This window comes from Streptomyces sp. NPDC001339, from assembly GCF_042895955.1.
Classification (GTDB): domain Bacteria; phylum Actinomycetota; class Actinomycetes; order Streptomycetales; family Streptomycetaceae; genus Streptomyces.
In genome coordinates this window covers 282,671-307,799 of the sequence record NZ_JBIAWT010000007.1, presented here as the reverse complement: position 1 = coordinate 307,799, position 25,129 = coordinate 282,671, and the positions used below count along the sequence as shown (strand labels likewise).

Here is a 25,129-nt window from a genome sequence, read left to right as displayed (position 1 = left end):
GACACACTCGCCCCCACCGGGTCCCGGCGGCCGTCCCCCAAGCTCTCAAGGAGCAGGGGGCACCCCCATCGCCCGCGCAGGCGACCCGGAACCGGCCCGCGGGCGCCGGATCTACCCGCTCGCCATCACTTTGCGTACCCTGAGGTAACTCGCCAGGTCCCCTCATCGAACGGAGTCCCCCGGTGCCGCTCCTTCCCGGAGCCGAGCCGTTCCGCCGCGACGGCGGAGAGGTCGGCGTCCTCGTCTGCCACGGCTTCACCGGCTCCCCCCAGTCCGTACGCCCCTGGGCCGAACACCTGGCCGACCGGGGGCTCACTGTCACCCTCCCACTGCTGCCCGGTCATGGCACCCGCTGGCAGGACATGCAGGTCACGACCTGGCGGGACTGGTACGCCGAGGTCGACCGCGAACTGCGCGCACTGACCGAGCGGTGCGCCAGGGTCTTCGTCTGCGGTCTGTCGATGGGCGGCGCGCTGGCGCTGCGGCTGGCCGCCAAGCACGGCGACGCGATCAGCGGGGTGGCCGTCGTCAACCCCGGCAACAAGATGCACGAGGCGGCCGCGCCCCTGCTGCCGGCGCTGCGCCACGTCGTACGGACGACCAAGGGGATCGCGAGCGATATCGCCAAGCCCGGCGCCGAGGAGGTCGGCTACGACCGGGTGCCGCTGCACGCGGCGCATTCGCTGCGCCGGTTCTTCCGGCAGGTCGACTCCGAACTCCCCCGTGTCACCCAGCCGTTGCTGGTGATGACCAGCCCGCAGGACCATGTCGTACGGCCGGTGGACTCCGAGCGGATCCTGAGCCGGGTCTCGTCGACGGACGTCCGGCAGACCCTGCTGGAGCGCAGCTACCACGTCGCCACGCTGGACCACGACGCGGAGCGGATCTTCGAGGAGACCTTCGCCTTCATCTCCCGGCTCGCCCCGGAGGCCCTGGCCGGTGCCCGGGCTTCCGCCCAGGAGGGGACGGCGGCCAGTGGCGGAGCGTAGCCCCCGCGACCCCCGGGACCCGCGCGACCCGCTGGACGAAGAGGCCGCCTGGGCCGAGATCGTCGCGGGCTACGGCGAGCAGCCGTCGTTCCCGGACGAGGAGGGCGACGGCGGCACGGGCGGTGCGGGGGCGGCGTCCTCGTCCGGGAAGCCCGGCACCTCGTCCGGGACGGACGACGTGGACGAGCGAGGCGGGAAGGACCAGGGAACGGGCAAGGACCAGGGAACGGGCACGGACGCGCGCCCGGATTCCGTCCCGGGTGCGGGCAGCGGCAGCGCCTCGGCTCCCGGCAGCTTCGTCGTCTTCGCCCCGGGCGTCGGGCCGCGTGACTGGTCGCCCTCCGGGCCGTCCGGCGACGGCTCCGACGACGCCGACGAGAGCGACGAGGACCACTTCACACCACCCGAGCCTCCCCCGCTGCCCAAGGCCGACGTCACCGCCAAGTTCGCCTGGATCGCGGTCCTGGGCGGCCCGCTGCTCCTGGTGGCCATGGTGCTCTTCCAGCAGCCCGTGACCTGGTGGATCACGGTCCTGGGCATCGGCGGCTTCCTGGGCGGCTTCGCCACCCTGGTGGCCCGTATGAAGGGCGACGACGAGGACGACGACCACCTGCCGGGCGGCGGAGCGGTGGTCTGACCGTTGGGCTGAGACGGTCCGACCGATGGGCTGAAACGGGGGGGCGCCTGAGGCCGGGCCGGGCGCCAGGCGGTCAGGGCGCTCCCACGGAGATCCGTCAGAAGCGACAGGGCCTAAGCGTCGGCCGGGACCCGCAGAGCCGCCAGCACCGGAAGGTGGTCGGAGGCGGACCGCAGGTCGCCGGCGTGTACGCCGGGCAGGGTGTGCGGTACGCCGCAGCCCAGGACCTCGATGCCGGCGGTGGTGAAGACGGCGTCGATGCGCTGGTGCGGGTCCCCGGCGGGGGAGGTGAACTCGCCGCCCCATGGCTTCGCGGCCCAGGCGTCCGTCAGGGCCCCCGCCACCCGGCGGAAGCTCCGCCCGTCCGGCCGGTCGTTGAGGTCGCCCCCGGCGACCGCGTACGGCGTCCCCAGCGCGGCCACCCGCTCCAGCAGCAGCCCGGCCTGTGGGTAGCGCTCCCGGTCGGCGAGGCTGAGATGGCAGCTGAGGACGCCGAGCCGGGCACGGCCGATGCGGACCACGGCGGTGGCGAAGCCGCGCCGGTGCAGCCCGGGGGTGCGGGGCAGCAGGATGTCCTCCGTCCGCTCCACATGGGCGCGGAGGGTGGAGAGGATCATCGGGCCCGCGGTCGTCGCCCCGCCGGTGACGTGGACCAGTCCCGTGGCCCGGGCCAGTCGCTCGGCGGCCTTGCGCCAGCGGAAGAACCGCGGCGCCTCCTGGACGAGGACGAGATCGGGGGCGCAGGCGCGGATGACCCGCGCCAGCGCCGCCCGGTCGTCGCGCAGCGAGCGGATGTTGTAGCTGAGCACCCGGACGACGGCCGAGCCGTCCGACTCGGTGCGGGAGTCGGGGAGCGTGCTCAAGGGCAGGTCCTCTCGCCGGGGGCCAAGGTCGCCGCGCAGGCCCAGACTAGGACAATGCCCGTCGCATCCGCTGGGACGCGACGGGCATCGCCGAAGGGGCGCGCGCTTCTCAGCCCTGGCGTGCCAGGTCGGCGGCGCCGACCAGTCCGGCCTTGCCGCCGAGCTGGGCGGCGAGCACCTGGGCGTGCGGCCGCCACTGGTTGCCGACCAGCCAGCGGCGGAAGGACTTGCGGATCGGTTCGAGGACCAGCTCGCCCTCGTCCGAGACCCCGCCGCCGATGATGAAGGCCGACGGGTCGAAGAGCGAGGCGAGGTCCGCCAGTCCGGCGCCGGCCCAGCGGGCCAGCTCGCGGAAGGAGTCGATGGCGACCGGGTCGCCCTGGCGGGCGGCCTGGCTGATGTGCATGCCCTCGATGCCTTCTGAGGTGCCGTCGCCGAGCGACAGCAGAATCTGGGCGTTCTCGGGGGTCGCGAAGGCGCGCTGCCTGGCGTACCGGAGCAGGGCGCGGCCGGAGGCGTACTGCTCCCAGCAGCCCTGGCTGCCGCAGCCGCACAGCAGACCGTCGGGCACCACCCGGATGTGGCCGAACTCGGCGGCCACCCCGAAGCGGCCGCGGCGCAGCTTGTTGCCGATGATGATGCCGCCGCCCAGGCCGGTGCCGAGGGTGATGCAGATGACGTCGCTGTGGCCCTGGCCGGCGCCGAACCTGTACTCGCCCCAGGCCGCGGCGTTGGCGTCGTTCTCGACGACGACAGGGAGGCCGACGCGCTGTTCGACCTTGTCCTTGAGCGGTTCGTGGCGCCAGTCGATGTTCGGTGCGAACAGGACCGTGGCCCGCTTCTCGTCGACGTATCCGGCGGCGCCGATGCCGACGGCCTCGATGCGGTGGCCGGCACCGACGGTACGGATCGCTTCCGCGATGGCCTCGGTCAGCGCGTCGGTGGCCTGCGGGGTCGGTACCTTGCATGTCTCAAGAATCGAACCCTCTTCGTCGACCACACCGGCCGCGATCTTCGTGCCGCCGATGTCGACGCCGATGGTGAGTCCCATGTGTCCCTCAGTTTTTCGCTCGTACCCCGCCGGGACCCACCGTACCGGAGGCCGGGCCACGGCCTGGGTCAGTCGAGATCGATTCGCTCGGTGCCGGCGGGGCCGTCGTCGTCGCGCGGGCCGTCGCCGCGGCGGCCGGCGGGCCGGTCGTCGAGGTCGTCGCGGGTCCAGCGGCGCTCACTGCCCTCGACGGCGGAGCGGTAGGCGGCGAGCAGCTCGGTGCCGGCCGTGGCGAGGTGGTCGAAGACATCGGGGTTGCGCTCGATGACCGGCTCGACGACGGCCTTGGCCTGCTTGAACAGCTGGTTGACGGCGCTCTGCGCGGCCATGCCGCCGAGTGCGCCGGGCAGCTGGATGCCGGCGAGCTTGTCGGTCACCGCGTCGGCGAGCTTGCGGAGTTCCTCGGCGGCGCTGCCCGGCTGCGGACCGTACGTGGCACGGCGGCGGGCCTTCTCGGCCGCCAGGTCCTCGGCGCAGGCGGCCGCCCAGGCATCGGCGTCGGGCCCGGCCTGGCGGTCGGCGGGGCGCTCGGTGGCATCACTCATGGTGAACTCCGTGGACTTCTGCGACGAGGCGGTACGCGATACGTGGTACGCGGTACGGCGGAGGGTGCGGGGCGGACGGCCGGTCCCGTCGGCCCACCTTCGACGGTACCTGAACACCGGTATACCGTTCGGCCCTTACGGCTCCGGTTCGCGCGGCCCCGTTCCCGCGGCTCCGTTCTCGCAGCCTGGTTTCCCGTGGCCTGGTTTCCTGTGGCCTGGTTTCTCGCGGCCCAGGCTCCGTGGCCCACGGGGCCCCAGAACCTCAGTTCCCGGTGGCGCTAGTTCCCGGTGGCGCCCTTGGGCCACAGGTCCGGGTCCGGGGTGAAGCGGATCTCCAGCACACCGTCATGCAGTCCGGCTCCGGAGACCGTGCAGCGGCGCAGTGCGGAGGGGAGCGTACGGATGCGCCGGAAGCGGCCGACGGTCACCACGATCTCGTCGCCGCGGCGCACCAGGCCGAGACCGCCGCGCTCGGCACCCGGCAGCGGCACCCGCCAGACCAGGATCCCGTCGGCGGCCAGCCGGTCCTCGACGGTCCACGGGTCGGGGCGGCGCGCCCGCACGGGCCCGGCGCCGTCCGGTTCGCCGTCCAGTTCACCGGCCCATTCGCCGGCCAGTTCACCGGCCCATTCGCCGGCCAGTTCACCGGCCGGTCCGCCGAGCAACTCGTCGAGTTCCTCGACGCCCTGAGGGTCGCGGCCGAGGTGCGGCACCTCGTGGACGGGGACGTCGGGGAACTCCTCGCGCAACGCCTTGAGGGCGGTCTGCTGGCTGCCGGAGAGCGCGGCGAGGAACGGATCGGCGGAGCCGGTGGGCAGCAGCCGGTTGACGACCACGCCGTCGGTGGGCCGGCCGTGCAGGGCGAGACCGGCGCGGATACCGCGCAGGGTGGCGGCGGCGACCGGTCCGGCCTCGGTCACCAGACGCACGGTGGTGCCGGGGTCGTCGATCGCCCGCTGGACGGCGGCGAGTTCGGTCTCCCAGCGCTCGGCCGCGTCGTACAGCTTCTGGGCCGGCATGGGGACGCCGGCGAGCTGGGCGAGCACCGGGCGGAGCGCACGGGCCGCCTGGCGCTCGGGCGGCAGCAGGCGGCGCAGATAGCGGCGGACCTGGTTCGGCAGGGCCAGCAGGCGGATCGTTTCGGCGGCCGCGGGCATATCGACGACGACCAGGTCCCAGTCGCCCGAGGCGTGTTCGGCGCGCAGCGCCTGCAGCAGCGCGAAGTCCTCTGCCCCGGGGAGTTCGGTCAGTTCGTCCTCGTCGAGGGGGGCGGCGCCCAGCAGGTCGAGGGCGGCTCCGGCGCGCTCCTGGAAGGCGAGGAACTCCTGTCGGAAGCGGTCGGCGGGGTCGATGCGCCGAGCGTGCAGCCCGGGCGCTATCGAGGTGGCGGCGCCGGACCCCAGGGGCGTGCCCAGCACCAGGTCCGGTGCGCTGCTCTCGGTCGTGAGCAGCAGGGCCCGCGCGCCCCTGCGGGCGGCGGCCAGGGCGGTCGCGGCGGCGAGCGTGGTGCGGCCGGCCCCGCCGGGGCCGGTGACGAGGACGATGCGCACGCTCAGAGCTTCTCGGCCTCGTCGCCGGGTCCGGCGGCGCGGAGGCTCTCCACGCGCTCCTTCAGCCCGGCCAGCGCACGGTCGATGATGACCTTCTCGGCCTTCCGCTTGATCATGCCGAGCATCGGGATCTTGACGTCGACGGTGAGCTGGTAGGTCACCTCGGTGCGCGCGCCGTTGTCCAGCGACGCGAGACGGTAGGAACCGTCGAGGGCACGCAGCATCTGGGACTTGACCAGGGACCAGCTGACCTCGTTCGCTCCGGTCCAGGTGTAGTCGAGGGTGTGATCGTCCTTGATCGCGCCGGCGTCCAGCACCAGCCGCACCTGCGCCGCGCGGCCCTGGTCGTCCTTGGCGAGCACCTCGGCTTCCTTGACCTCTCCGGTCCACGCCGGGTAGCTGTCAAAGTCGGCGATCACTCTCATCACTTCGGCGGGCGCCGCCTCGATCGTGATGTTCGAGCTGGTGTGTTCGGCCATCGCCGTGACTCCTCCATAACCGATTCGTGCCGGTCCGCCGAAGCTTCCCCGGGCTCTGCACTCCGTGCGAGCCGGGAGACCCATTTCGCGGTGTCCCGCAACGTGGTGTCCCTGCTGCTGAAGGCTACCGCGCGGGGGGTGGCCGGCGGACGCGGCCGGGCTCCCCACTCCAGGGTGCGGGGCGTCCCGGCCGCAGGGGAACGGCCGACATTGGCGCAATCCGCCCCTCCCTGGGCGACCGAAAGTTACTTTTGGGTCACCGACTGGCTGGTCTAGTCTGCGCGGAGGAGTCCCCCCTGCGGCCCTCCGGCATGTGACGCACGGAACATCTGGTCGTTCACCCCTATCCCAAAAGCAATACCCATGGGTAACGTCCGGGCAGTCCAATCCACTGCATGATCATGGACCGCAGCCGGTGCAGCACACAGCGTCGTGGCACTGGCGCTTTTGAGGAGCAGCAGTCTTGCGCGAGTTCAGCCTTCCGGCCCTGTATGAGGTCCCCGCGGACGGCAACCTGACGGATCTCATCCGTCGAAATGCCGCGCAGCACCCGGATGTTGCCGTGATGGGGCGCAAGGTGAACGGCGTGTGGCAGGACGTCACCGCCGCCACCTTCCTCGCCGAGGTCCGTGCCGCCGCCAAGGGTCTGATGGCCTCCGGGGTCCGGCCCGGCGACCGGGTCGGTCTGATGTCGCGCACCCGTTACGAGTGGACGCTGCTGGATTTCGCCATCTGGAGCGCCGGCGCGATCACCGTCCCCGTGTACGAGACCAGCTCCGCCGAGCAGATCCAGTGGATACTCGGCGACTCCGGCGCGGTGGCCTGTCTGGTGGAGACGCCCGCGCACGAGGCGACCGTCGAATCGGTCCGCGACCGGCTGCCCGAGCTGGCGAACATCTGGCAGATCGAACGGGACGCGATCGCCCGGCTGCGGGCCGCGGGCGCCGGGATCAGCGACGACGACGTGGACGCGCGCAGCGCGCTCGCCGACGCGGACTCCCCCGCCACCATCGTCTACACCTCCGGCACCACCGGCCGCCCCAAGGGCTGTGTGCTCAGCCACCGCAGCTTCTTCGCCGAGTGCGGCAATGTGGTCGAGCGGCTGAAGCCTCTGTTCCGTACGGGCCACTCCTCCGTGCTGCTCTTCCTCCCCATCGCCCATGTCTTCGGCCGGCTGGTGCAGGTCGCCTCCGTGATGGCCCCCATCAAGCTGGGCCACGCCCCCGACATCAAGAACCTCACCGATGACCTGGCGTCCTTCCGGCCCACGATGATCCTGGGCGTCCCGCGGGTCTTCGAGAAGGTCTACAACGGGGCGCGGGCCAAGGCGCAGGCCGACGGCAAGGGCAAGATCTTCGACGCGGCCGCGGACACGGCGATCGCGTACAGCCGGGCGCTCGACACCCCCGAGGGCCCGCGCCTGGGCCTCAAGCTGAAGCACAAGGTCTTCGACCGCCTGGTGTACGGCAAGCTGCGCGCCGTCCTCGGCGGCCGGGCCACCCACGCCATCTCCGGCGGCGCGCCGCTCGGCGAGCGGCTCGGCCACTTCTACCGCGGGATCGGCTTCACGGCCCTGGAGGGCTACGGCCTGACGGAGTCCTGTGCGGCCACCGCGTTCAACCCCTGGGACCGCCAGAAGATCGGCACGGTCGGCCAGCCGCTGCCCGGTTCGGTCATCCGGATCGCCGACGACGGCGAGGTGCTGCTGCACGGCGAACACCTCTTCACCGAGTACTGGAACAACCCCGCGGCCACCGCGGAGGCGCTCTCCGACGGGTGGTTCCACACCGGCGACCTCGGCACCCTCGACGAGGACGGCTACCTGGCCATCACCGGCCGGAAGAAGGAGATCCTGGTCACCGCGGGCGGCAAGAACGTGGCACCGGCCGTGATCGAGGACCGTATCCGGGCGCACGCCCTGATCGCCGAGTGCATGGTCGTCGGTGACGGCCGCCCGTTCGTCGGCGCGCTGGTCACCCTCGACGAGGACTTCCTGCCTCGCTGGGCCGAGGAGCACGGCCACCCGGCCGGCATCACGCCCGCCGAACTCGCCACGGACCCCGAGCTGCTGGCCGCCGTCCAGCGCGCCGTGGACGACGGCAACGCGGCCGTCTCGAAGGCCGAGTCGGTGCGCAAGTTCCGTATTCTGCCGACCCAGTTCACCGAGGAGTCGGGCCATGTCACGCCGTCGCTGAAGCTGAAACGGAACGTGGTGGCCAAGGACTTCGCCGAGGAGATCGAGGCGATCTACCGGGCGTAGCCCGCCCGGCGGGCTTTACCGCAGTTCGCCACCGCAGTTCCCTACCGCAGTTCGTTCACACAGCAGTCCGTTCACAGCAGTTCCTTCAGCTGCTCCGCCAGCAGGTCCCAGCGCCACCTCTCCTCCACCCAGGCACGGCCGCGTTCGCCCATGGCGCGCCGCAGGGCCGGGTCCTTGAGGAGGGTGATGATGCGGTCGGCGGTAGGGGTGGGGGCGCCGCCGGGGACGACGTACCCGGTCTCGCCGTGCAGCACGGCGTCGGGAGCGCCGCCGGAGTCACCGGCCACGACGGGGAGTCCGGTGGCGGACGCCTCCAGGTAGACGATGCCGAGGCCCTCGACGTCGAGCCCGCCGCGGCGGGTGCGGCAGGGCATCGCGAAGACATCGCCGGCGCCGAAGTGGGCCGGCAGCTCCTCCCACGGGACGGCGCCGGTGAAGTGGACGGAGTCCGCCACGCCCTTCTCCAGGGCCAGCGCGCGCAGGTCCTTCTCGTACGGGCCGCCGCCGACGATGAGCAGCACCGCGTCCGGCACCGCGGCGAGGATCGCCGGCATGGCCTCGATGAGGGTGTCCTGGCCCTTGCGCGGGACGAGCCGGGAGACGCACACCACGACCGGGCGGCAGTCGAGGCCGAGCCGGGCCCGTACCTCGTCGCCGCCCGAGCCGGGGTGGAAGGTCTTCTCGTCGACGCCGGGCGGCAGTTGGACCATCCGGGCGGCGGCGGCCGGGGTCAGCGCGGCGGCGATCCGGGAGCGGGTGTACTCGCCGAGGTAGGTGAGGGTGTCGGTGCTTTCGCCGATCCGGCGGAGCAGCCGGCGGGCGGCCGGCAGCTGCGCCCAGCCCGCCTCATGGCCGTGTGTGGTCGCCACGATGCGGCGGGCGCCGGCCGAGCGGAGCGCGGGCGCCATCAGCCCGAGCGGCGCGGCGGCGCCGAACCACACGGACGAGCAGCCGTGTTCCCGCAGCAGCGAGACGGCGCGCCGGGTCACCCTCGGGGTGGGCAGCAGCATCGTCGTACGGTCCCTGATCACCGGGAACGGCTGGTCGGCGTCGAAGGCGGCGGTGGCCGCGAGGCCTTCCTTGGTGTGTTTCCAGGTCGACGCGTAGACGACGACCCGGGAGGGGTCCAGGCGCAGCGCCATGCTGTGCAGGAAGGCCTGGATGCCGCCGGGCCGGGGCGGGAAGTCGTTCGTGACGATCAAGGTCTTGTGCACGATGGTCTCTCGACGGTCGGTCCGAGCGGTCGGTTTTCGGCGTTCGGCTCGAAACAGTACCCGGCTGCGGCGCGCGGGAGGAGGACGAGGTGGCGGGGAGCGGCGGCGGGACACGCAGGGGACGGTGGGTCGCGGTCGGGGTGTGGGCGGTGACGCGTACCGCCGTGATGCTGTGCGTACTGAGAGTGGTGGTACTGCCGGGGCCGGATGTGACCAGCGATGTGTCGGTGATCTACCACGGCTGGTCCGAGGTGCTCAGCGGCGGCACCTACCCCCTCCACGATGTGACCTGGCAGTATCCGCCGGCCGCCGCGCTCGCCGTCCTCTCCCCCGGCCTGCTGCCGTTCCTCGGCTACACCCCGGCGTTCTTCACCCTGGTGCTCGTCGCGGACGCGGTGGTGCTGACGCTCCTCCTGCGGGCGGGACGTCCGGCACCGGCTCCACGGTCCGGCGGCCGGCCGGCCGGGGCCTGGGTGTGGATCGCGGGTGTCCCGCTGCTGGGCCCGACCGCGTACGCCCGCTACGACCTGATGGTGGTCGCGGTGGCCGTCGCCGCGCTCTTCGCGGCCGCCCGCCGGCCACGGCTGGCGGGCGCGCTGACCGGGTTGGGCGCGCTGCTGAAGGTCTGGCCGGTGCTGCTGCTGACCGGGGCGCCGCTGCGCGGCCGCCGGGCGCGCGCCCTGTGGGGCGGCGCGGGCGGCGCCGCGGCCGGGCTGACCCTGGCGTGCGTGGCCGCCGCACCGGGCGCCCTGGCCTTCCTCACCTTCCAGCGCGACCGCGGTACCGAGATCGAGTCGCTCGGCGGTCTGGTCTTCCACCTCGCCCGTCCCTTCGGATGGGACGGGACGGTGCTGCTGCGCTACGGCTCGGTGGAGTTCGTCGGCCCCGGGGTGCCGCTGGTCAGCGCCCTGGCGCTGCTTCTGAACGGGGCCGCGCTGGGCTGGCTGGTCCTGTGGCGGGTACGGGCGCGCGAGTTCACCCGTACGACGCTGTATGACGCGGCCTTCACCGCCACCCTGCTGTTCACCACCACGAGCCGGGTGATCAGCCCGCAGTACCTGCTCTGGCTGGTGGGGCTGGCCGCGGTGGGCATGACCGTACGCGGCGGCCGGCAGGGGTTGCCGGCGCTCCTGGTCCTGCTCGCCACCGGACTGACCCTGCTGGAGTTCCCGGTCGGCTTCGCCCATGTCGTGGCCGGCGACCCGCGGGGCGTCGTCCCGCTGGCGCTGCGCAACGGGCTGCTGGTCGCGGCGTCCCTGAGCGCCTGCCGACGGCTGTGGGCCTCGACGCGCGGCCGTCCGGCGGGCCGCGCGGCCGTCGTACGGGCCCGCCGGCACGGGGGCACCCTCATCGGCACCCGCCCCCGGATCACCGGTCCGGCCCCAGCACCTCCCGCAGATAGGAGCGCCAGGCCCGGGTGAACTCCGCCAGTCCGACGCCCAGTTGGGAGCGCATCGCGCGGTCCGTCCGGTCGGCACCGGCCGGCCGCAGGTACGGGAAGCGGCCGGCCGGCGACACCTGGCCACGGCCCGGCGGCACCGCCGTGGCGGCCTCCATCGGGGCGCCCAGGCCGCCCGTCGCCGACGTCCGGGACGTGCTCAGGCCCGCCGCCCGGTAGAACGCGATCAGCTTCGCCTCGCCCCACTTCTCGGCGATCAGGCGGCAGGCCAGCCAGGCTCCCTCGTACGCGGTCGCCAGCCGGTCCGCGCCGGCGCGGAAGCCGAAGTCGGCGTCCGTGGGCAGCCGGGTGGGCAGTTCGCCGGAGTGCGCCGCGCGGGTCAGTTCGGGGGCGGCGGTGGCCGGTTTGCGGCGGGTGCCGCGGTAGGCGACCCAGTCGGCGAAGCCCTCGGAGAGCCAGAGGGGGGTGGCCATGGTGGTGGCCTTGCGGGTGGCGACGTGGGCGGTCTCGTGGGTGAGGACCACCTTGCGGCCGAGGTCGTTGAGCTCCTCGTAGGCGTCCGGGTTGATGATCACGCGGTCCGCGGGCGCGGCGGTGGAGGCACCCGCCTCCCCGGTGGTGACGGCGGCGATGCCCGTGTAGCCGGACGGGTCGTCGCTGCCCATCAGCTGCGCCATCTGCTCGACCGTGTCCGGCGCCTCCACCACGACCTTCCGCGCCCAGGCGTCCTTCCAGACCGCGGAGACCGCCGGTACCGCCTGGTCCGCCCGGCGGGCCAGGTCCTTGAGCCGCGCCGGGTTCCCGGCGCCGCCGAGGACCAGGCTGTACCGGCCGCGGACCAGCCGTACCGGGCCCTGGTCCCACAGCTGGCGGTTGCCGGACCGGCCGGACGCCGCGCCGTCGGTGTCCGAGGAGATCAGCCAGCGGCCGCCGCGCTCGGTCAGGGTGAGGTACTGGACGGCGTTGACCGGCGCGGCGTCGAAGCCGTCGAGGCGGTAGCGGAGCCGGACCTTGGCGGCCAGCCGTTCACCGGTGCCGTCGGGGAGCGGGAAGGCGCCGGTCGAGTCGAGGTCGTAGTGCCAGTCGGTCAGCGGGACGCCGGCGAGCTGGGCGAACACCGCGCGCTGCCGGGCCAGGTAGCCGGACGCCCGGGAGTCGACGGCGGCGAGGAAGCCCGCCTCGTCCCGCTGCCGTACGGCCCGCGCCCTGGCGTCGAGCATCCGCTGGACGTCGGGGAAGCGGGCCGAAGAGGAGGTCCGGGGGGCGCATCCGGCCAGCGGGACGAGCAGCGCCAGGGCGCTCAGGGCGGCGCATCCCGCCGCCCCGGCCCGCCTCGGCCGCGGTCTCGTCCGCTGGTGTGACATGCGGCCGATCGTAAGTCCGCCCCGGCCGGGGCAAAAACGCTGGCGGCCGTCCAGGGTGCTTCTGACGGAGACGCGTCAGAAGGGCCCTAGGGCCGGGTGACGGCCGCGACCGGCATCATCCCGATGGGGTCGTAGCGCACCTGGGCACCGGGATGGGGCGCGTGCACCACCTGTCCGTTCCCCACGTACATCCCGACATGACTGGCGTCGGAGCGGTAGATGACCAGGTCGCCGGGTTGCACCTGGCTGAGCGGCACCTGGCGGCCGGCGCCCGCCTGGGCCTGTGACGTACGGGGCAGGGAGATCCCGGCCCAGGCGTAGGCCCATTGGGTGAGGCCGGAGCAGTCGAAGGCGGTGGGGCCGCTGCTTCCCCAGGCGTACGGGGCGCCGACGGCGGAGCGCACCGCGGAGACGGCCGTGGCGGCCCGGCCGGAGACCGGTACGGCGCCGGCGAGGCCGGGGAGCACCCCGTCGCGCCCGTCGTCGCGGGAGGCCCGGCTGTAGGCCTCCCTGGCGTCCCTGGGGAGCGCGTTCAGCATCCGCCGGGCGGCGGCGAGCCTGCGCAGGACGTCCTTCTTGTGGCGGGCGGCCCGCCGGTGGCTCGCGGCCAGCTCGGCGAGCGCCGTCGCGGTCTCCCGGCGCTGCTGTGCGAGGAGGCGGTGCGCCGCCCGCAGTTCGCGCAGCCCGCCGGCCTGGACGCTGCCGATCCGGTCGAGTGCGGTGGCCTTCTCCAGATAGCTGTCGGGGCGCTCGGAGAGCATCAGCCGGAGCAGGGGGTCGATTCCGCCGGAACGGTACTGGGCGGCGGCCAGCGCGCCGAGCCGGCCGCGCATCCGGTTGAGCCGCTCCTGGGCACGGGCGGTGCGGTCCTGGAGGACGGCCACCGCGGCGCGCAGCTCCTTGGTCCGGGCGGCGGCGCCGTTGAACCTCTCGGTGGCCCGCTCCGCCTGCTCGTAGAGCGCGTCGAGCCGGGCGGCCGCCGCCTCCCGGCCGGCGGCCGGACGGTCCGCGGGGGCGGCGGAGGCGGGCGGGGCCGTCAGCGCGGCGGCCGCGGTCGCCAGGACCGACAGTACGGTGACCCCGGTGAGGGTGGCCTGGCCGTGCTGCGAGATACGGCGGTGGGACGCCACGAGCCGCGCTCCTTCCGATGGGGGTCGCCCTGCGCAGGGGTCCCCCCACTCGAAGCCGGGAGTGAGGAGGCATCGAGAGCAGGGGGAAGCCCCTGCCGCCCGGGAGCGTGCGCGGTGAACCGGATACTGCGAGCGCCGACAGTAACGGCGACGGTCCGTACCGGCCAAAGACCCCATTCCGCACGCAAAGTGCCGCCCCGCCGGTGACTGTGCAGGTCACCGGCGGGGCGGCAGGTCAGCGGCCGGGGCCGCAAATCGCCCGTTCGGGCGGCGGGTTGAGCGTTTTGTGAGGCTTTTCCGACCGTGTTCCGACTGCGTTCCGACCGTGTTCCGACTGCGTTCCGACCGTGTTCCGGACCGGTTCACGTCGGACCGGCCCGGCCGCGCCGGACTGATCCGACCGCGTCAGACCCGTACGCCGAACATGAACGGCATGTTGTTGATGGACTCGTAGCGCACGCTGGCGCCCGGCTTCGGGGCGTGCAGCACCGTGCCGTTGCCCGCGTAGAGGCCGATGTGGTGCAGGTCGCCGTAGAAGAGCACCAGGTCGCCGGGCTTGAGGCCGCTCTGCGAGGAGATCCGGGAGCCTGCGCTCGCCTGCTCCTGCGAGGTACGCGGCAGTGACTGGCCGGCCTGCGCGTAGGCCCAGGAGGTCAGCCCCGAGCAGTCGAAGGACGACGGGCCGGTCGCGCCCCAGACGTACGGCGAACCTATCTTGGACTGGGCGGCGGCCAGGGCGGCCGCGCCCCGCTGCGAGGCGGGGACGTCATCACCGAGGTCGGCCCGCCCGTTGGCGCTGCCGCGGCTGGCGCGGCTGTTCTCCTCGGCCTCCATGGCCGCCCGCTCCTTGGCGGTCAGGGTGTTGAGCAGCTCCTGCGCCTTGGCGAGCTTGCCCTTGATCTCGTCCTTCTTCTCGCCGAGCGCCTTACGGGTCTCGGCGAGGTCCTGGATCTTGCCCGAGGCCTCGGCGCGCTGCTGGGCGAGCCGGCGCTGCTTGTCCGCGATGGTCTTGAGCTGCTCGGCCTGCTTGCCGCTCAACTGGTCGAGGGTGGCGGCCTTGTCGAGGAAGGTGTCCGGGTCGCCGGAGAGGAACAGCTGGACCGAGGGGTCGAGGGAGCCGCTGCGGTACTGGCCGGAGGCGACCGCGCCGATGCCCTTGCGGAGCTCGTTCAGCTCCCCCTGGCCGCGGGCGACCTGGCCCTGGAGGCCGTCGACCTCCTTCTGGAGCTTCTCCTGCTGCGCCTTGACGCCGTTGTACTTCTCGGTGGCCTGCTCCGCCTGCTCATAGAGCTTGTCGACCTCGGACTTGACGTCCTTCTTCGACGGCTGCGGGTCGGCCTGGGCGGCCTGGGACGAGAGGGCGACGGCCGCCGCCGCGGTGGCGGTGAGCACGGTCACGCGAGTACGGCTCGGCTGCTTGGGTCGACGGTGGGACGCCACGGGGGCGAGCTCCTTCTTCCTCCAGCCGCCTACCGGGAAGTGGGGGGACAAGACCCCGGCTCCGCGTCAACGCTGCGGACTCGGCGGTACCTTCACGGTCATCCCGGATGGATGATCACCTGTATGAAGGCTCGGAGGCCGACCTTAGTAACCGAGCTGTGATCGCTTCAAATCCTCATAGGAAAAAACTACGTCCCGGGCCCCATCCTTTACCAACATCACACCGGCAGTGAGCGCCCATCGACGCTCAGGCACGGATTCGGTACGGATTCGGCACGGATCAAGCACGGCTCCGGGCGACACCCGCGGACCGGCGGCGAATCACCCGGAAACAGCACACGGGGTATCAGGTGCGGGCAAGTCGCTTGAGCAGCAGGGCCGATGAGACCGGGCGCGCACCGGCCTTCGCCACACCGTCGGCCACTTCGCGGTCGGTGGAGACCACCACGACCGGACGGCCCGGCGGTTCGGCCCGTACCAGCTGACGAATCAACTCATCGGCCGTAACGCCCGGTTTGCTAAAAAGAACCCGAACTCCGCGCGGTGGCGCGAGCAGCACCGGCGCCGCCAGCTCCGCCCCGTCGAAGACGCAGGTCATCTCCGCACCGGTCTGCGCGGCCAGCACCGCGAGCCCGCCCAGCAGCCGCAGTCGCTGCTTGTCGAGCGGCATGGCCGGATAGCCGGTTTTGGTGACGTTGTAACCATCCACCACCAAATGCGCCCGGGGCAGGGCCAGTAGCTGGTCGAGCAGCGCCGGGTCCATCTCGGACAGCGCACGCGTGGCGATGTCCTTGGGCGTCATCCGGCCCGGCGTGACCGCCTCGACGGTGTCGGCCGGATGGACGCTGGCGGGCGGCAGCGCCAGCTCGCGGCGCAGGCCCTGGGCCGCGTCCAGCACGGTGTCCAGCAGCAGCCGCAGCCGCATGTCCTCGACGCTGCGGCCCTCGCGGGCCACCCGTCGGCTGGTCTCCAGCGCCGTCTCGGCCTCGGCGATCCGGGCCTTGAGCCGGCGCGCCTCACTGTCCGCGGCGGCCTTGTCGGTGCCCGCCCGGTCCCGTACCTCCGCCAGCGCCGCCTCGGCCTTGCGCACCGCGGCCTCACCGCGCTTGACGTCGCTCAGCGCGCTGCGCAGCTTGCGCCGCAGCGACTCGTTCTCCTTGCGGGCGGCCTCCAGATCGCCGCGCACCCGCTCGGCCTCCGTACGCGCCTCGCCGCGCGCCCGCGCCAGCTCCTCCCGGAGCCGGGCCAGCTCCCGTTCGGTCTCCTCGCCGGCCCGCTCGGCACGCGCCCGCTGCGCCTCCTCACCGGCCGCCGCGACGAGCTTGACCCAGCCTTCCGGACGCAGCACATAGGCGGCCGCGGCGACATCGAGCGGATCGGCGGCGGCCGGCGGGGTACCGCGCTCCAGCGCCTCGGCGAGCTCCGGCTGGGCCTCGCGCAGCCGGCCCGCGATCCGCTGCCGGAAGACCGCGTCGCTCTCCAGCGCCGCGGCCATCGCGTTGCCGGCGAACTTGGCCCGGCGGGTCGGGGTGAACCGCGCGTACTGCCGCAGCGGGGCCGGGAGTTCGGCGACCGTCAGCGCGCCGAACGCCTCCGCGGTGAGCGCCACGACCCGGCGCCGTACGCCCTCGGGCAGCGGGCGGTCGAGCACCTCGTCCGCCGCACCGACAGGTGCGTCGTGACGCTCGGCCCCCGGCTCCCCTTCTGGACGGTCCACCACGGCTTTCTCGCTCCGATCTCAGGCACTCGCGCCCGGACGGTCCACCAGTTCGATCTGGTCGACCGCGTTGCACCAGCGGCAGCGGACGGACTCGACGTGCTCGCTGAGCACCTCGCGCTCCTCCACCTTCGGCTCACCGGCCAGGTCCAGATGGACGTACTCGACGACCTTGGCCTGGCGGGTGACGTCGAACCGGGTGAGGTTGCCGCACAGCGTGCAGCGCCACCGGGTTTCGGCCGTCGGCAGGGGAACCGGCATCGTGTCGCCCTCTTTCTCGTCGATCTCGTGCTGCTGCGCCGTTCACGCGGTGCGCCGCCGGACTGCGGAAGTATGCAAGGTACTGCCTGCAACCCTACGGCCTGACGGGGGGCGGGTGCGGGCCCGCCCGGGAGCCGGGACGCGGCGAGGCGCTCTGTCCCGATTGCCCGCCTTACGCCATGATCACTTCATGACGGCGCCGGTTCCCCCCTCCCGTTCCTCGCGTTCCCCCCGTTCTGCCCGCACCCCCCGCCTCCGCACCCTGCTCCCCTCCGGCCTCCTCCCCCGTCCGCCGCGCCCCGCCTGGTCTCTGGCGTCAGTACGCTCCGCGGTGTTCGCCCGGCTGACGCATGTGCTGATCGGCCTGTGCTGTGTGATCTTCGTGCTCGGCCCCGCCTCCGGCCTGAACCGCGCGTACGGCACCGGCGGCGGGGCCCTGCTGACGGCCCAGGCCGCCTACTTCGAGCGGTGGGGCGTGATCCCCCTGGAGCTGTGGAACGGTTCCCCGCAAGCCCTGCTGACCCCGCTCACCGCCCTGTTCGTGCACGGCAGCTGGCTGCATCTGCTCGGCAACATGCTGTTCCTGTACGTCTTCGGCGGCATGGCCGAGACACGGATGGGCCGGCTGCCGTTCGCCGCCTTCTACCTCATCATCGGCTACCTGGCGCTGCTCGGCTACGCGGCCGCGCACGCCACCTCGGGCCGGACGCTGGTGGGCGCCTCCGGGTCGATCGCCGGGGTCCTGGGCGCCTTCCTCTACCTTTTCCCGAGGGCCCGGGTCACCAGCGTCTTCCCCTTCCTCTTCTTCCTCCCGCTGCGTTTCCCCGCCTGGATCGTCCTGCTGTTCTGGTTCTTCCTGCAATGGCAGGCCGCCCAGGACGACCCCCACGGCCCCGGCGTCGCCTACCTCTCCCATGTCATCGGCTTCGCCCTGGGCTTCCTCTACGCGTGGGCCCGCTACCGGCGGGATAGTGTGGGGTCCACCAGGGCGGATAACCGGGCGACCGAGGGAGCGAGCCAGCCGTGATCACGTCGATCGTGCTCATCAAGACCAGCGTGGACCAGATCCCGGAGATCGCTGAGAAGATCGCCGCTCTGGAAGGCGTCAGCGAGGTCTACTCGGTCACCGGCGCGCACGACCTGATCGCGATGGTCCGGGTCGCCGAGCACGACGACCTGGCGGACGTCATCCCCGGCCGGATCAGCAAGATCCCGGGCGTGGCCTCGACGGAGACGCACATCGCGTTCCGCACGTACTCGCAGCATGATCTTGAGGCGGCGTTCTCTATCGGCCTCGACGCCTAGCCGCTGCGCTTGGCTGGCTTCCCACGTTTTTGGCTGCGGCGCCGTACGAGCTCGCGGCGCGACTCCCCGCACGTTGTCGGCTGACCCGCCGTTTCGCCTGGCGGCGGGCCGTTACCGCTGCGCGGGGCTGTACGTCACGGGTGCGCCCCTCCGAACTTCGTTCTGCGGTCCGCCCCCTCCCGTGGGTGGGTGGAAGGAGACCGGTGGGGGTGTACGTAAGCGATCGTCTGCTGGCAGTGGACCACTTACGTACACCCCCACTCAGCGTTTTCCCTCCCACTCCCGGGAGGGGCCGCTCCGCAGGACGCCAGTCCGGAGGAGCGGACCCGCACCCGACCAACCCACGCCCGCCGCAGGCGCAACGGCGAGAAGACGCACGGCGGGAAAGCCGAAAACGTGGGAAGTTAAGCCAGCGCAGCAACGGCTCGGAGGAAGCGGTGGACGTGCTCCTCCGGCGTGCCAACGCCCACGCTGATGCGGAGGGCGCTCAGCGGGGCCTCGTCGGGGCCGCCCTCGGGGGCACCGCATTCGCCCGGGGCGTGCGGGTCGCTGTCGAGCAGCGTGCGGACGAGCGGGTGGGCGCAGAAGAGGCCGTCGCGGACGCCGATGCCGTATTGGGCGGACAACGCGGCGGCGAGCTGCGTGCTGGACCGGCCCTCGACGACGAAGGAGAGGACGCCGACGCGGGGGGAGTCGTCGCCGAAGAGGGAGAGGATCCTGACGCCCGGCACCTTGGCGAGGCCGGTGCGGAGGGTGTCGGTCAGGTACTGCTCGCGGGCGACCAGGGCGTCGAATCCGGCCTCGGTGAGGGCCTTGCAGGCGGAGGCGATGGCGTAGGCGCCGATGACGTTGGGCGACCCGGCCTCGTGGCGGGCGGCGGTCTCGTGCCACTCGACGTCGACGCCCCCGTCCGTGCGCCGGGTGACGGTACGGCTGGCGCCGCCGCCCGCGAGGTACGGCCCGGCCTCGCGCAGCCAGTCCGGACGTCCGGCCAACACCCCGGAGCCGAACGGCGCGTAGAGCTTGTGTCCGGAGAAGGCGACCCAGTCGACATCGAGGTCGCGGACCGAGACCGGGTGGTGCGGGGCGAGCTGCGCCGCGTCCAGGACGATACGGGCGCCGTGCGCGTGCGCGGCGGCGGCCAGCTCCCGTACGGGCCACAGCTCACCGGTGACGTTGGAGGCGCCGGTGACGCAGACCAGCGCCGGCCCATGGGGCTCGCGGGTGGCCAGGGCCTGCTCCAGGGTGTCCACGGCCTGCTGGTGCGTCCGCGGCGCGTCGAGGTAGGTCACGGCGAGGTCGGCGCGGCGCGCCCACGGCAGCAGCGCGGCGTGGTGCTCGGTCTCGAAGACGAAGACCCGGGTGCCGGCCGGGAGGGCGGCGGCCAGCAGATTGAGCGAGTCGGTGGTGGAGCGGGTGAAGACGACCTGGTCGTCGGGGCGGCAGTCGAGGAAGGCGGCCACCTCCCTGCGGCTGTTCTCGAAGAGTTCGGTGGACAGCTGCGAGAGGTGTCCGGCGCCGCGGTGCACGCTGCCGTAGTACGGGGCGTAGGCGGCCACGTCGTCCCAGACCCGCTGCAGCGCCGGTGCGCTGGCGGCGTAGTCCAGCGCGGCGTACTCGATGTCGCCGCCGGTGGCCAGCGGGACCTGGACGTCCCGGCCGAGTACGGGCAGCGGGGCACAGACGGAGGGGTCGGCGGCGGGGGCAATGGTGGAAACGGACATGGCGAACTCCCGTGAGAAGTAGGCGAATTCGCTGCGGGCGGGGCGCGGAACGGTGCGCGGACGTACACGGCACGGGCGCGCGCGAGCGCGATCGCAGCGGGAAGAGAAAGTCGCAGCGTGGGAAAGGGCGCGGAGAGGGGCCGTCGGGCCCTATCGCATTCGCTGGTTCACGGAAGTTCTCCCTCGGGGACCAGGATCCCTGGCGAGGGATCCGCGCTTGCCGCAGACCTCGCTGCCTGCGGCCTGGTCATCACCCGGGGCACCCCGCCACGGAAGGAGGGTTGCCGGACAGCGGGCCGGGGCCTGCATCGCTGTCACTCGTGACCTGGGGAGGAAAGTAGTTCAGTTGATCGCCGTCGCGCAACCGTTGTCCGGATGACGGAATGGATGGTGACGGGATGCCCGAGGTGCCGGTGCCCCGGAGGAACCGGCACCTCGGCCGGAGAAGCCCTACGCGTTGCTCGCGGCCACCCACCGCTCCAGCACCCGCTTGGCCGCGCCGGAGTCGATCGACTCGGCGGCCCGCTCGATGCCGGCCCGGATCTGCTCGGGCAGGGGGGCGTCGCCGATCTCCAGGGCGACCAGGGCGGCGGCGGAGTTCAGCAGCACCGCGTCGCGTACCGGGCCGGTCTCGCCGTCCAGCAGGCGGCGGGCCACATCGGCGTTGTACGAGGCGTCGGCGCCGCGCAGCGCTTCCACCGGGACGAGGGGGATACCGACGTCGCGCGGGTCGAAGGCCTCCTCGCGGACCGTGCCGTCGCGGACGATCCATACCCGTGAGGTGGCGGTGGTGGTCAGCTCGTCGAGGCCGTCGTCGCCGCGGAAGACGAGCGCGGAGGAGCCGCGTTCGGCGAGGACGCCGGCGAGGATCGGTGCCATGCGGGCGTCGGCGACTCCGGTCGCCTGGGCGCGGACCCGGGCGGGGTTGGTCAGCGGGCCCAGCACGTTGAACGTCGTACGGATGCCGAGCTGGCCGCGGGCGTTGGCGACGTGCCGCAGCGCGGGGTGGAACTTCACCGCGAAGCAGAAGGTGATGCCCGCTTCCCGGGCGACCTCGGTGACCCGCTGGGGGCTGAGGTCGAGGTTGACGCCGAGCTTCTCCAGGACGTCGGAGGCGCCGCTGGCGGAGGACGCCGCGCGGTTGCCGTGCTTGACGACCTTCGCACCGGTGCCGGCCACCACGATCGCGGACATCGTGGAGATGTTGACCGTCTTGGCGCCGTCGCCGCCGGTGCCGACGATGTCGACGCTGGGGCCGGGGACGTCGATCAGCCGCGCGTGCTCGTACATGGTGCGGACCAGCCCGGAGATCTCGGCGACCGTCTCGCCCTTGGCGCGGAGGGCCACCGCGAAGCCTGCGATCTGGGCGTCGCCGGCCTCGCCCCGCATGATCCGGTCCATCGCCCAGGCGGTGTCGTCGGCGGTGAGGTCACGGCCGTCGAGGAGGGCGTTCAGGATGCCCGGCCAGGTGTGGGCCGCCACGCTGTCGCCGCCTGCCGGGGTCACCACGTTCATGGTCCACGCTCCTGGTGTGTCAGCTTTCTCTGCGGTCAGCCTATCGAGCCGGTGACACGCCGGAGGGCCCCGTCCGATGATCAGGACGGGGCCCTCTGGGTGGCGTGTCTTCCTGCGGTGCGCTACGAGGCGCCCAGGGGATCAGTGGTGGCCGTGGCCGCTGGTGATCTCCCGGTACTCCTCGGCCGTGGGCTTGGCGATGACGTTGTCCTCGCCGTAGTAGCCCTTCGAGAGCTTGGCACGGAGCTTCTCCGAGCGCTTGATCTTGCGCCGGACGCCGTTCTCGTCGACCTCCGGGCCCACCTCGAACGGCTTGGGCTGCTCGTGCTGGGTGAGGACGTGCAGCTGCTCCTGGTCGAGGGGCTCGTGGACCTCGATGAACTCACCGTGCGGCAGGCGCTTGATGATGCCGGACTCGCGGCCGTGCAGCACCTTGTCCTTGTCGCGGCGCTGGAGGCCGAGGCAGATCCGCTTGGTGATGATGAACGCGAGGACCGGTCCGACGAAGAACGCGATCCGGACGAACCAGGTGATGGCGTTGATCGACAGGTGGAAGTGGGTGGCCCACAGGTCGTTGCCACCGCCGATCAGCATCACGAAGTACGCGACGAGCCAGGCGACACCGAAGCCGGTGCGGGTGGGGACGTTGCGCGGGCGGTCCAGGATGTGGTGCTCGCGCTTGTCGCCGCGGACCCAGGACTCGACGAACGGGTAGACCGCGATGGCGACCAGGACCAGGGGGAAGATCAGGATCGGGATCAGCACACCGAAGTTGACGGTGTGACCCCAGAAGTTCCACTCCCAGCCCGGCATGACACGGACCAGACCCTCGGCGAAGCCCATGTACCAGTCCGGCTGGGCGCCGGTGGAGACCTGGTCCGGCCGGTACGGGCCGATGGCCCATACGGGGTTGATGCTGGCGATCGCGGCGATCACCGAGATCACACCGAAGACCAGGAAGAAGAAGCCTCCGGCCTTGGCCATGTAGACCGGCAGCAGCGGCATGCCGACGACGTTGTTGTTGGTCTTGCCGGCACCCGGGAACTGGGTGTGCTTGTGGTAGAAGACCAGGATCAGGTGCGCCACCAGCAGACCGAGCATGATGCCGGGCAGCAGCAGCACGTGGACCGTGAAGAACCTCGGGATGATGTCGTGCCCGGGGAACTCGCCGCCGAAGATGAACATCTGCAGGTACGAGCCGATCAGCGGCATCGCCAGGATGACGCCCTCGATGAACCGCACGCCGGTGCCGGAGAGCAGGTCGTCGGGGAGCGAGTAGCCGGTGAAGCCGGTGAACATGCCCAGCACGAACAGCAGGAAGCCGAACAGCCAGTTGACCTCGCGCGGCTTGCGGAAGGCGCCGGTGAAGAACACCCGCATCATGTGGACCATCATCGCGGCCAGGAAGACCAGCGCGGCCCAGTGGTGGATCTGACGGATCAGCAGGCCGCCGCGGACGTCGAAGCTGATGTCCAGCGTCGACTCGAAGGCCTGGGTCATCCGGATGCCGTGCATGGGCACGTAGGAACCGTGGTAGGTCACCTCGGCCATGCTCGGGTGGAAGAACAGCGTCAGGTAGACACCGGTCAGGATGATGATGACGAAGCTGTAGAGCGCCACCTCACCCAGCATGAAGGACCAGTGGTCCGGGAAGATCTTGCGCATGTTGGCCTTGGCCAGGCTGTAGATGCCCAGCCGGCCGTCCGCCCAGTCGGCGATCCGCTCGCCCCGTGGCGCCTGGCCACGGCGCGTGGTGGTCGCGCTTGTCTCGTTACTCATCCGCGCTCCCAGAAGCTCGGGCCGACGGGCTCCTCAAAGTCGCTCACGGCCTCGAGGTAACCGTCCTTCACCGTGATGTTCAGCTGCGGCAGGGCGTGTCCGGCGGGACCGAAGATCACTCGCCCGCCGTCGGCGAGGTCGAAGGTCGACTGGTGGCAGGGGCAGAGCACGTGGTGCGTCTGCTGCTCGTACAGGCTGATCGGGCAACCCACGTGGGTGCAGATCTTCGAGTACGCCACGATGCCCTCGTGGGACCACTCGAGCTCGCGCTTGTCCTTGATGTTGCGCGGCTCGATCCGCACGAGCATCAGGGAGTCCTTGGCGATCTTGTTGTTGAAGTCGTGGTCGTCCTCCTCCAGGCCCTCGGGCTTGGCGAAGGTCAGCGAGCCGACCGCGATGTCCTCGGGACGCAGCGGGAGGTTGGTGGACTGGTTGACCAGGCGGATGCCCTTCTTCCAGCCCGTCGTGCGCAGCTTCTTCTCGGGCAGCGGCCCGAGGTCCCGCAGCAGGACGACGCCGGAGAGCGGCACCAGGGCCAGCGCGCCGAACATCGTGTTGCGGATCAGCTTGCGGCGGCCGAACTGCGACTCGGCGGCGCCCTCCCGGAAGTCCGCCATGACCTTGGCCTTGACCTCGGGGGTGGCCTCGATCGGGTGACGGTCGTCGGCGACCTCCACGTCCGACATCAGCGTGCGGGCCCAGTGGACCGCGCCGGCGCCGATGCAGAAGAGCGCGACACCGAGGGTCAGACCGAGCGCGAAGTTCAGTCCGCTGATGTGGCCGAGCGGGAAGATGTAGACGATCTTCTCGATCGGGATCGCCACGTACGCGGCGATGAAGCCGACCGTCGCGATCATCGACACCAGGAAGAGCATGGCGACGGTGCGCTCGGAGCGCTTGGCGGCCCGCTCGTCGATGTCCTGGGCGCGGTGCTCGTGGTGCGGCAGCCCCGGGTCGGCGAACGGGTCCGCCTTGGTGGTCACCACACCTTCGTGAGCCGTCTCCCGCTCACTGGGAAGAATTTCTTCTGGCACGTCTGCGTGTCGTCCAGTCTCACTCATGACTTCTTGGCCTTCGTAGTCCGGGCTGCGACCCAGATGGCGACCGCGACCAGCGCGCCCAGGCCGAAGATGTAGCCGAAGAGGCCCTCGACCACCGGGCCGAGGCCGCCGAGCTCCATACCGCCGGGGCTCGCGGATTCGTCACCGTTGACGGCGCCGAGGTACGCGACGATGTCCTTCTTGTTCTGCTTGCTCAGCGTGCCGTCACCGAAGGAGGGCATGTTCTGCGGGCCGGTTTCCATGGCCTCGTAGATGTGCTTCGGGTCCACACCCTGGAGCGTCGGCGCGTACTTGCCGTTGGTGAGGGCGCCGCCCTTACCGGTGAAGTTGTGGCACTGCGCGCAGTTGGTGCGGAACAGCTCCCCGCCCTTGCCGATGTCGGCACCGTCGGGGCTGTACTGCGACTTCTCCGGGACGGAGGGGCCGGCGCCCAGCGACGCGACGTAGGCCGCCAGCTGTTCGCGCTCGGCGGTGCTGTAGATGGGCTTCTTCCGCGGCACCTGGGCGCCGGGCTGCTGGGCCGGCATACGGCCGGTGCCGACCTGGAAGTCGACGGCGGCGGCGCCGACGCCGACCAGGCTCGGGCCGTCGGAGGTGCCCTGACCGCCGGTGCCGTGGCAGCTTGCACAGCCGACGGCGTAGAGCTTCTTGCCCTCCTTGATGGCAAGGGACTGGGCGGTGTCATCGGCCTGAGCCTTGTCCGCCGGCGCGAACGCGGCGTACAGCCCCCCGGTGACCGCCAGCGCGAAGAGTAGGACGACGAGCGCCGCCAGCGGATGGCGCCGTCGTGCGGAGAGCTTTTTCACGGATTACCCCGGTGTCAGGATCTTCTGCGTCGATGCTTTG

Annotated in this window: 22 protein-coding genes and 1 riboswitch; of the genes, 6 read left to right on the top strand and 16 right to left on the bottom strand. The window is 72.0% G+C overall.

Features of this window, described 5'->3' with window-relative positions; all coding sequences use genetic code 11:
• Positions 1-182: 182 nt before the first annotated feature.
• Both ACFY12_RS22270 and ACFY12_RS22265 read left to right on the top strand, forming a co-directional pair.
• On the top strand, positions 183-989 hold the full coding sequence (locus ACFY12_RS22270) for an alpha/beta hydrolase (protein ID WP_390717589.1): 807 nt from the start codon (positions 183-185) through the stop codon (positions 987-989).
• Positions 976-1,626, top strand: coding sequence for a hypothetical protein (locus ACFY12_RS22265; protein WP_390717588.1), 651 nt, complete (start codon positions 976-978; stop codon positions 1,624-1,626). The genes ACFY12_RS22270 and ACFY12_RS22265 overlap by 14 nt, the downstream gene beginning before the upstream one ends.
• A gap of 113 nt (positions 1,627-1,739) precedes the next feature.
• On the opposite strand, the gene ACFY12_RS22260 is transcribed toward ACFY12_RS22265, so the two are convergent.
• From ACFY12_RS22260 to ACFY12_RS22240, 5 genes are all read right to left on the bottom strand, one after another.
• Positions 1,740-2,489 (bottom strand): endonuclease/exonuclease/phosphatase family protein, encoded by a 750-nt coding sequence (locus ACFY12_RS22260; RefSeq protein WP_390717587.1) that lies wholly within the window; start codon positions 2,487-2,489, stop codon positions 1,740-1,742.
• Positions 2,490-2,598: 109 nt separating this feature from the next.
• Complete coding sequence (locus ACFY12_RS22255) at positions 2,599-3,540, bottom strand: ROK family glucokinase (protein WP_390717586.1); 942 nt, start codon at positions 3,538-3,540, stop codon at positions 2,599-2,601.
• A 68-nt stretch (positions 3,541-3,608) separates the two neighbouring features.
• A complete protein-coding gene (locus ACFY12_RS22250) occupies positions 3,609-4,085 on the bottom strand; it encodes a DUF5304 domain-containing protein (protein ID WP_390717585.1) in 477 nt (158 codons plus the stop codon).
• 278 nt (positions 4,086-4,363) lie between these two features.
• Complete coding sequence (locus ACFY12_RS22245; protein WP_390717584.1) at positions 4,364-5,635, bottom strand: ArsA family ATPase; 1,272 nt, start codon at positions 5,633-5,635, stop codon at positions 4,364-4,366.
• A 2-nt stretch (positions 5,636-5,637) separates the two neighbouring features.
• Positions 5,638-6,114, bottom strand: coding sequence for an SRPBCC family protein (locus tag ACFY12_RS22240; RefSeq protein WP_390717583.1), 477 nt, complete (start codon positions 6,112-6,114; stop codon positions 5,638-5,640).
• A 463-nt stretch (positions 6,115-6,577) separates the two neighbouring features.
• On the opposite strand from ACFY12_RS22240, the gene ACFY12_RS22235 reads away from it, so the two are divergent.
• Positions 6,578-8,374, top strand: a complete 1,797-nt coding sequence (locus ACFY12_RS22235; protein WP_390717582.1) for an AMP-dependent synthetase/ligase — start codon at positions 6,578-6,580, stop codon at positions 8,372-8,374.
• Positions 8,375-8,445: 71 nt separating this feature from the next.
• On the opposite strand, the gene ACFY12_RS22230 is transcribed toward ACFY12_RS22235, so the two are convergent.
• Complete coding sequence (locus ACFY12_RS22230; protein ID WP_390717581.1) at positions 8,446-9,588, bottom strand: glycosyltransferase family 4 protein; 1,143 nt, start codon at positions 9,586-9,588, stop codon at positions 8,446-8,448.
• A 167-nt stretch (positions 9,589-9,755) separates the two neighbouring features.
• Between ACFY12_RS22230 and ACFY12_RS22225 the strand changes: the two genes are divergently transcribed.
• Positions 9,756-11,009 carry a glycosyltransferase family 87 protein gene (locus ACFY12_RS22225; RefSeq protein WP_390717857.1) on the top strand — a complete coding sequence of 418 codons (1,254 nt, stop codon included), beginning with the start codon at positions 9,756-9,758 and terminating at the stop codon, positions 11,007-11,009.
• Here the strand turns inward: ACFY12_RS22225 and ACFY12_RS22220 are convergent.
• The 5 genes from ACFY12_RS22220 to ACFY12_RS22200 form a co-directional block, all read right to left on the bottom strand.
• Positions 10,957-12,351 (bottom strand): hypothetical protein, encoded by a 1,395-nt coding sequence (locus ACFY12_RS22220; protein WP_390717580.1) that lies wholly within the window; start codon positions 12,349-12,351, stop codon positions 10,957-10,959. The two genes, ACFY12_RS22225 and ACFY12_RS22220, sit on opposite strands and share 53 nt — an antisense overlap.
• Before the next feature lie 86 nt (positions 12,352-12,437).
• A complete protein-coding gene (locus ACFY12_RS22215) occupies positions 12,438-13,481 on the bottom strand; it encodes an NlpC/P60 family protein (RefSeq protein ID WP_390717579.1) in 1,044 nt (347 codons plus the stop codon).
• Between the two features lie 405 nt (positions 13,482-13,886).
• Entirely contained in the window at positions 13,887-14,921 is a 1,035-nt protein-coding gene (locus tag ACFY12_RS22210; RefSeq protein WP_390717578.1) for an NlpC/P60 family protein, read from the bottom strand.
• A 346-nt stretch (positions 14,922-15,267) separates the two neighbouring features.
• The gene (locus ACFY12_RS22205) at positions 15,268-16,641 is read right to left on the bottom strand and encodes an NYN domain-containing protein (protein WP_390717577.1); all 1,374 of its coding nucleotides are present in this window, start codon (positions 16,639-16,641) and stop codon (positions 15,268-15,270) included.
• 18 nt (positions 16,642-16,659) lie between these two features.
• On the bottom strand, positions 16,660-16,899 hold the full coding sequence (locus ACFY12_RS22200) for a hypothetical protein (protein ID WP_390717576.1): 240 nt from the start codon (positions 16,897-16,899) through the stop codon (positions 16,660-16,662).
• A 343-nt stretch (positions 16,900-17,242) separates the two neighbouring features.
• Between ACFY12_RS22200 and ACFY12_RS22195 the strand changes: the two genes are divergently transcribed.
• Positions 17,243-17,926: a rhomboid family intramembrane serine protease gene (locus tag ACFY12_RS22195; protein ID WP_390717856.1), complete on the top strand. Its 684-nt coding sequence runs from the start codon at positions 17,243-17,245 to the stop codon at positions 17,924-17,926.
• Positions 17,923-18,204, top strand: coding sequence for an Lrp/AsnC family transcriptional regulator (locus ACFY12_RS22190; RefSeq protein WP_390717575.1), 282 nt, complete (start codon positions 17,923-17,925; stop codon positions 18,202-18,204). Before ACFY12_RS22195 ends, ACFY12_RS22190 begins: the two co-directional genes overlap by 4 nt.
• A 404-nt stretch (positions 18,205-18,608) precedes the next feature.
• Here the strand turns inward: ACFY12_RS22190 and ACFY12_RS22185 are convergent, their stop codons facing one another.
• The 5 genes from ACFY12_RS22185 to ACFY12_RS22165 all read right to left on the bottom strand — a co-directional run bounded on the left by ACFY12_RS22185 (position 18,609) and on the right by ACFY12_RS22165 (position 25,089).
• Positions 18,609-19,928: an aminotransferase class V-fold PLP-dependent enzyme gene (locus ACFY12_RS22185; RefSeq protein ID WP_390717574.1), complete on the bottom strand. Its 1,320-nt coding sequence runs from the start codon at positions 19,926-19,928 to the stop codon at positions 18,609-18,611.
• A gap of 208 nt (positions 19,929-20,136) precedes the next feature.
• A riboswitch (SAM riboswitch) is annotated at positions 20,137-20,254 on the bottom strand.
• A 124-nt stretch (positions 20,255-20,378) separates the two neighbouring features.
• Positions 20,379-21,443 carry an anthranilate phosphoribosyltransferase gene (gene trpD / locus ACFY12_RS22180; RefSeq protein WP_390717573.1) on the bottom strand — a complete coding sequence of 355 codons (1,065 nt, stop codon included), beginning with the start codon at positions 21,441-21,443 and terminating at the stop codon, positions 20,379-20,381.
• A gap of 141 nt (positions 21,444-21,584) precedes the next feature.
• Complete coding sequence (locus tag ACFY12_RS22175; RefSeq protein ID WP_390717572.1) at positions 21,585-23,222, bottom strand: cytochrome bc complex cytochrome b subunit; 1,638 nt, start codon at positions 23,220-23,222, stop codon at positions 21,585-21,587.
• Positions 23,219-24,283: a Rieske 2Fe-2S domain-containing protein gene (locus ACFY12_RS22170; protein WP_390717571.1), complete on the bottom strand. Its 1,065-nt coding sequence runs from the start codon at positions 24,281-24,283 to the stop codon at positions 23,219-23,221. The genes ACFY12_RS22175 and ACFY12_RS22170 overlap by 4 nt, the downstream gene beginning before the upstream one ends.
• On the bottom strand, positions 24,280-25,089 hold the full coding sequence (locus tag ACFY12_RS22165) for a c-type cytochrome (RefSeq protein ID WP_390717570.1): 810 nt from the start codon (positions 25,087-25,089) through the stop codon (positions 24,280-24,282). Before ACFY12_RS22165 ends, ACFY12_RS22170 begins: the two co-directional genes overlap by 4 nt.
• Between the last annotated feature and the right edge of the window lie 40 nt (positions 25,090-25,129).

Bases quoted from the DNA above. Each gene is read 5' to 3' on its own strand.
- ACFY12_RS22220 (WP_390717580.1), bottom strand. From the start codon at position 12,351: ATGTCACACCAGCGGACGAGACCGCGGCCGAGGCGGGCCGGGGCGGCG.
- ACFY12_RS22170 (WP_390717571.1), bottom strand. From the start codon at position 24,283: ATGAGTGAGACTGGACGACACGCAGACGTGCCAGAAGAAATTCTTCCC.
- ACFY12_RS22185 (WP_390717574.1), bottom strand. From the start codon at position 19,928: ATGTCCGTTTCCACCATTGCCCCCGCCGCCGACCCCTCCGTCTGTGCC.
- ACFY12_RS22200 (WP_390717576.1), bottom strand. From the start codon at position 16,899: ATGCCGGTTCCCCTGCCGACGGCCGAAACCCGGTGGCGCTGCACGCTG.
- ACFY12_RS22255 (WP_390717586.1), bottom strand. From the start codon at position 3,540: ATGGGACTCACCATCGGCGTCGACATCGGCGGCACGAAGATCGCGGCC.
- ACFY12_RS22240 (WP_390717583.1), bottom strand. From the start codon at position 6,114: ATGGCCGAACACACCAGCTCGAACATCACGATCGAGGCGGCGCCCGCC.
- trpD (WP_390717573.1), bottom strand. From the start codon at position 21,443: ATGAACGTGGTGACCCCGGCAGGCGGCGACAGCGTGGCGGCCCACACC.
- ACFY12_RS22225 (WP_390717857.1), top strand. From the start codon at position 9,756: ATGCTGTGCGTACTGAGAGTGGTGGTACTGCCGGGGCCGGATGTGACC.
- ACFY12_RS22175 (WP_390717572.1), bottom strand. From the start codon at position 23,222: ATGAGTAACGAGACAAGCGCGACCACCACGCGCCGTGGCCAGGCGCCA.
- ACFY12_RS22250 (WP_390717585.1), bottom strand. From the start codon at position 4,085: ATGAGTGATGCCACCGAGCGCCCCGCCGACCGCCAGGCCGGGCCCGAC.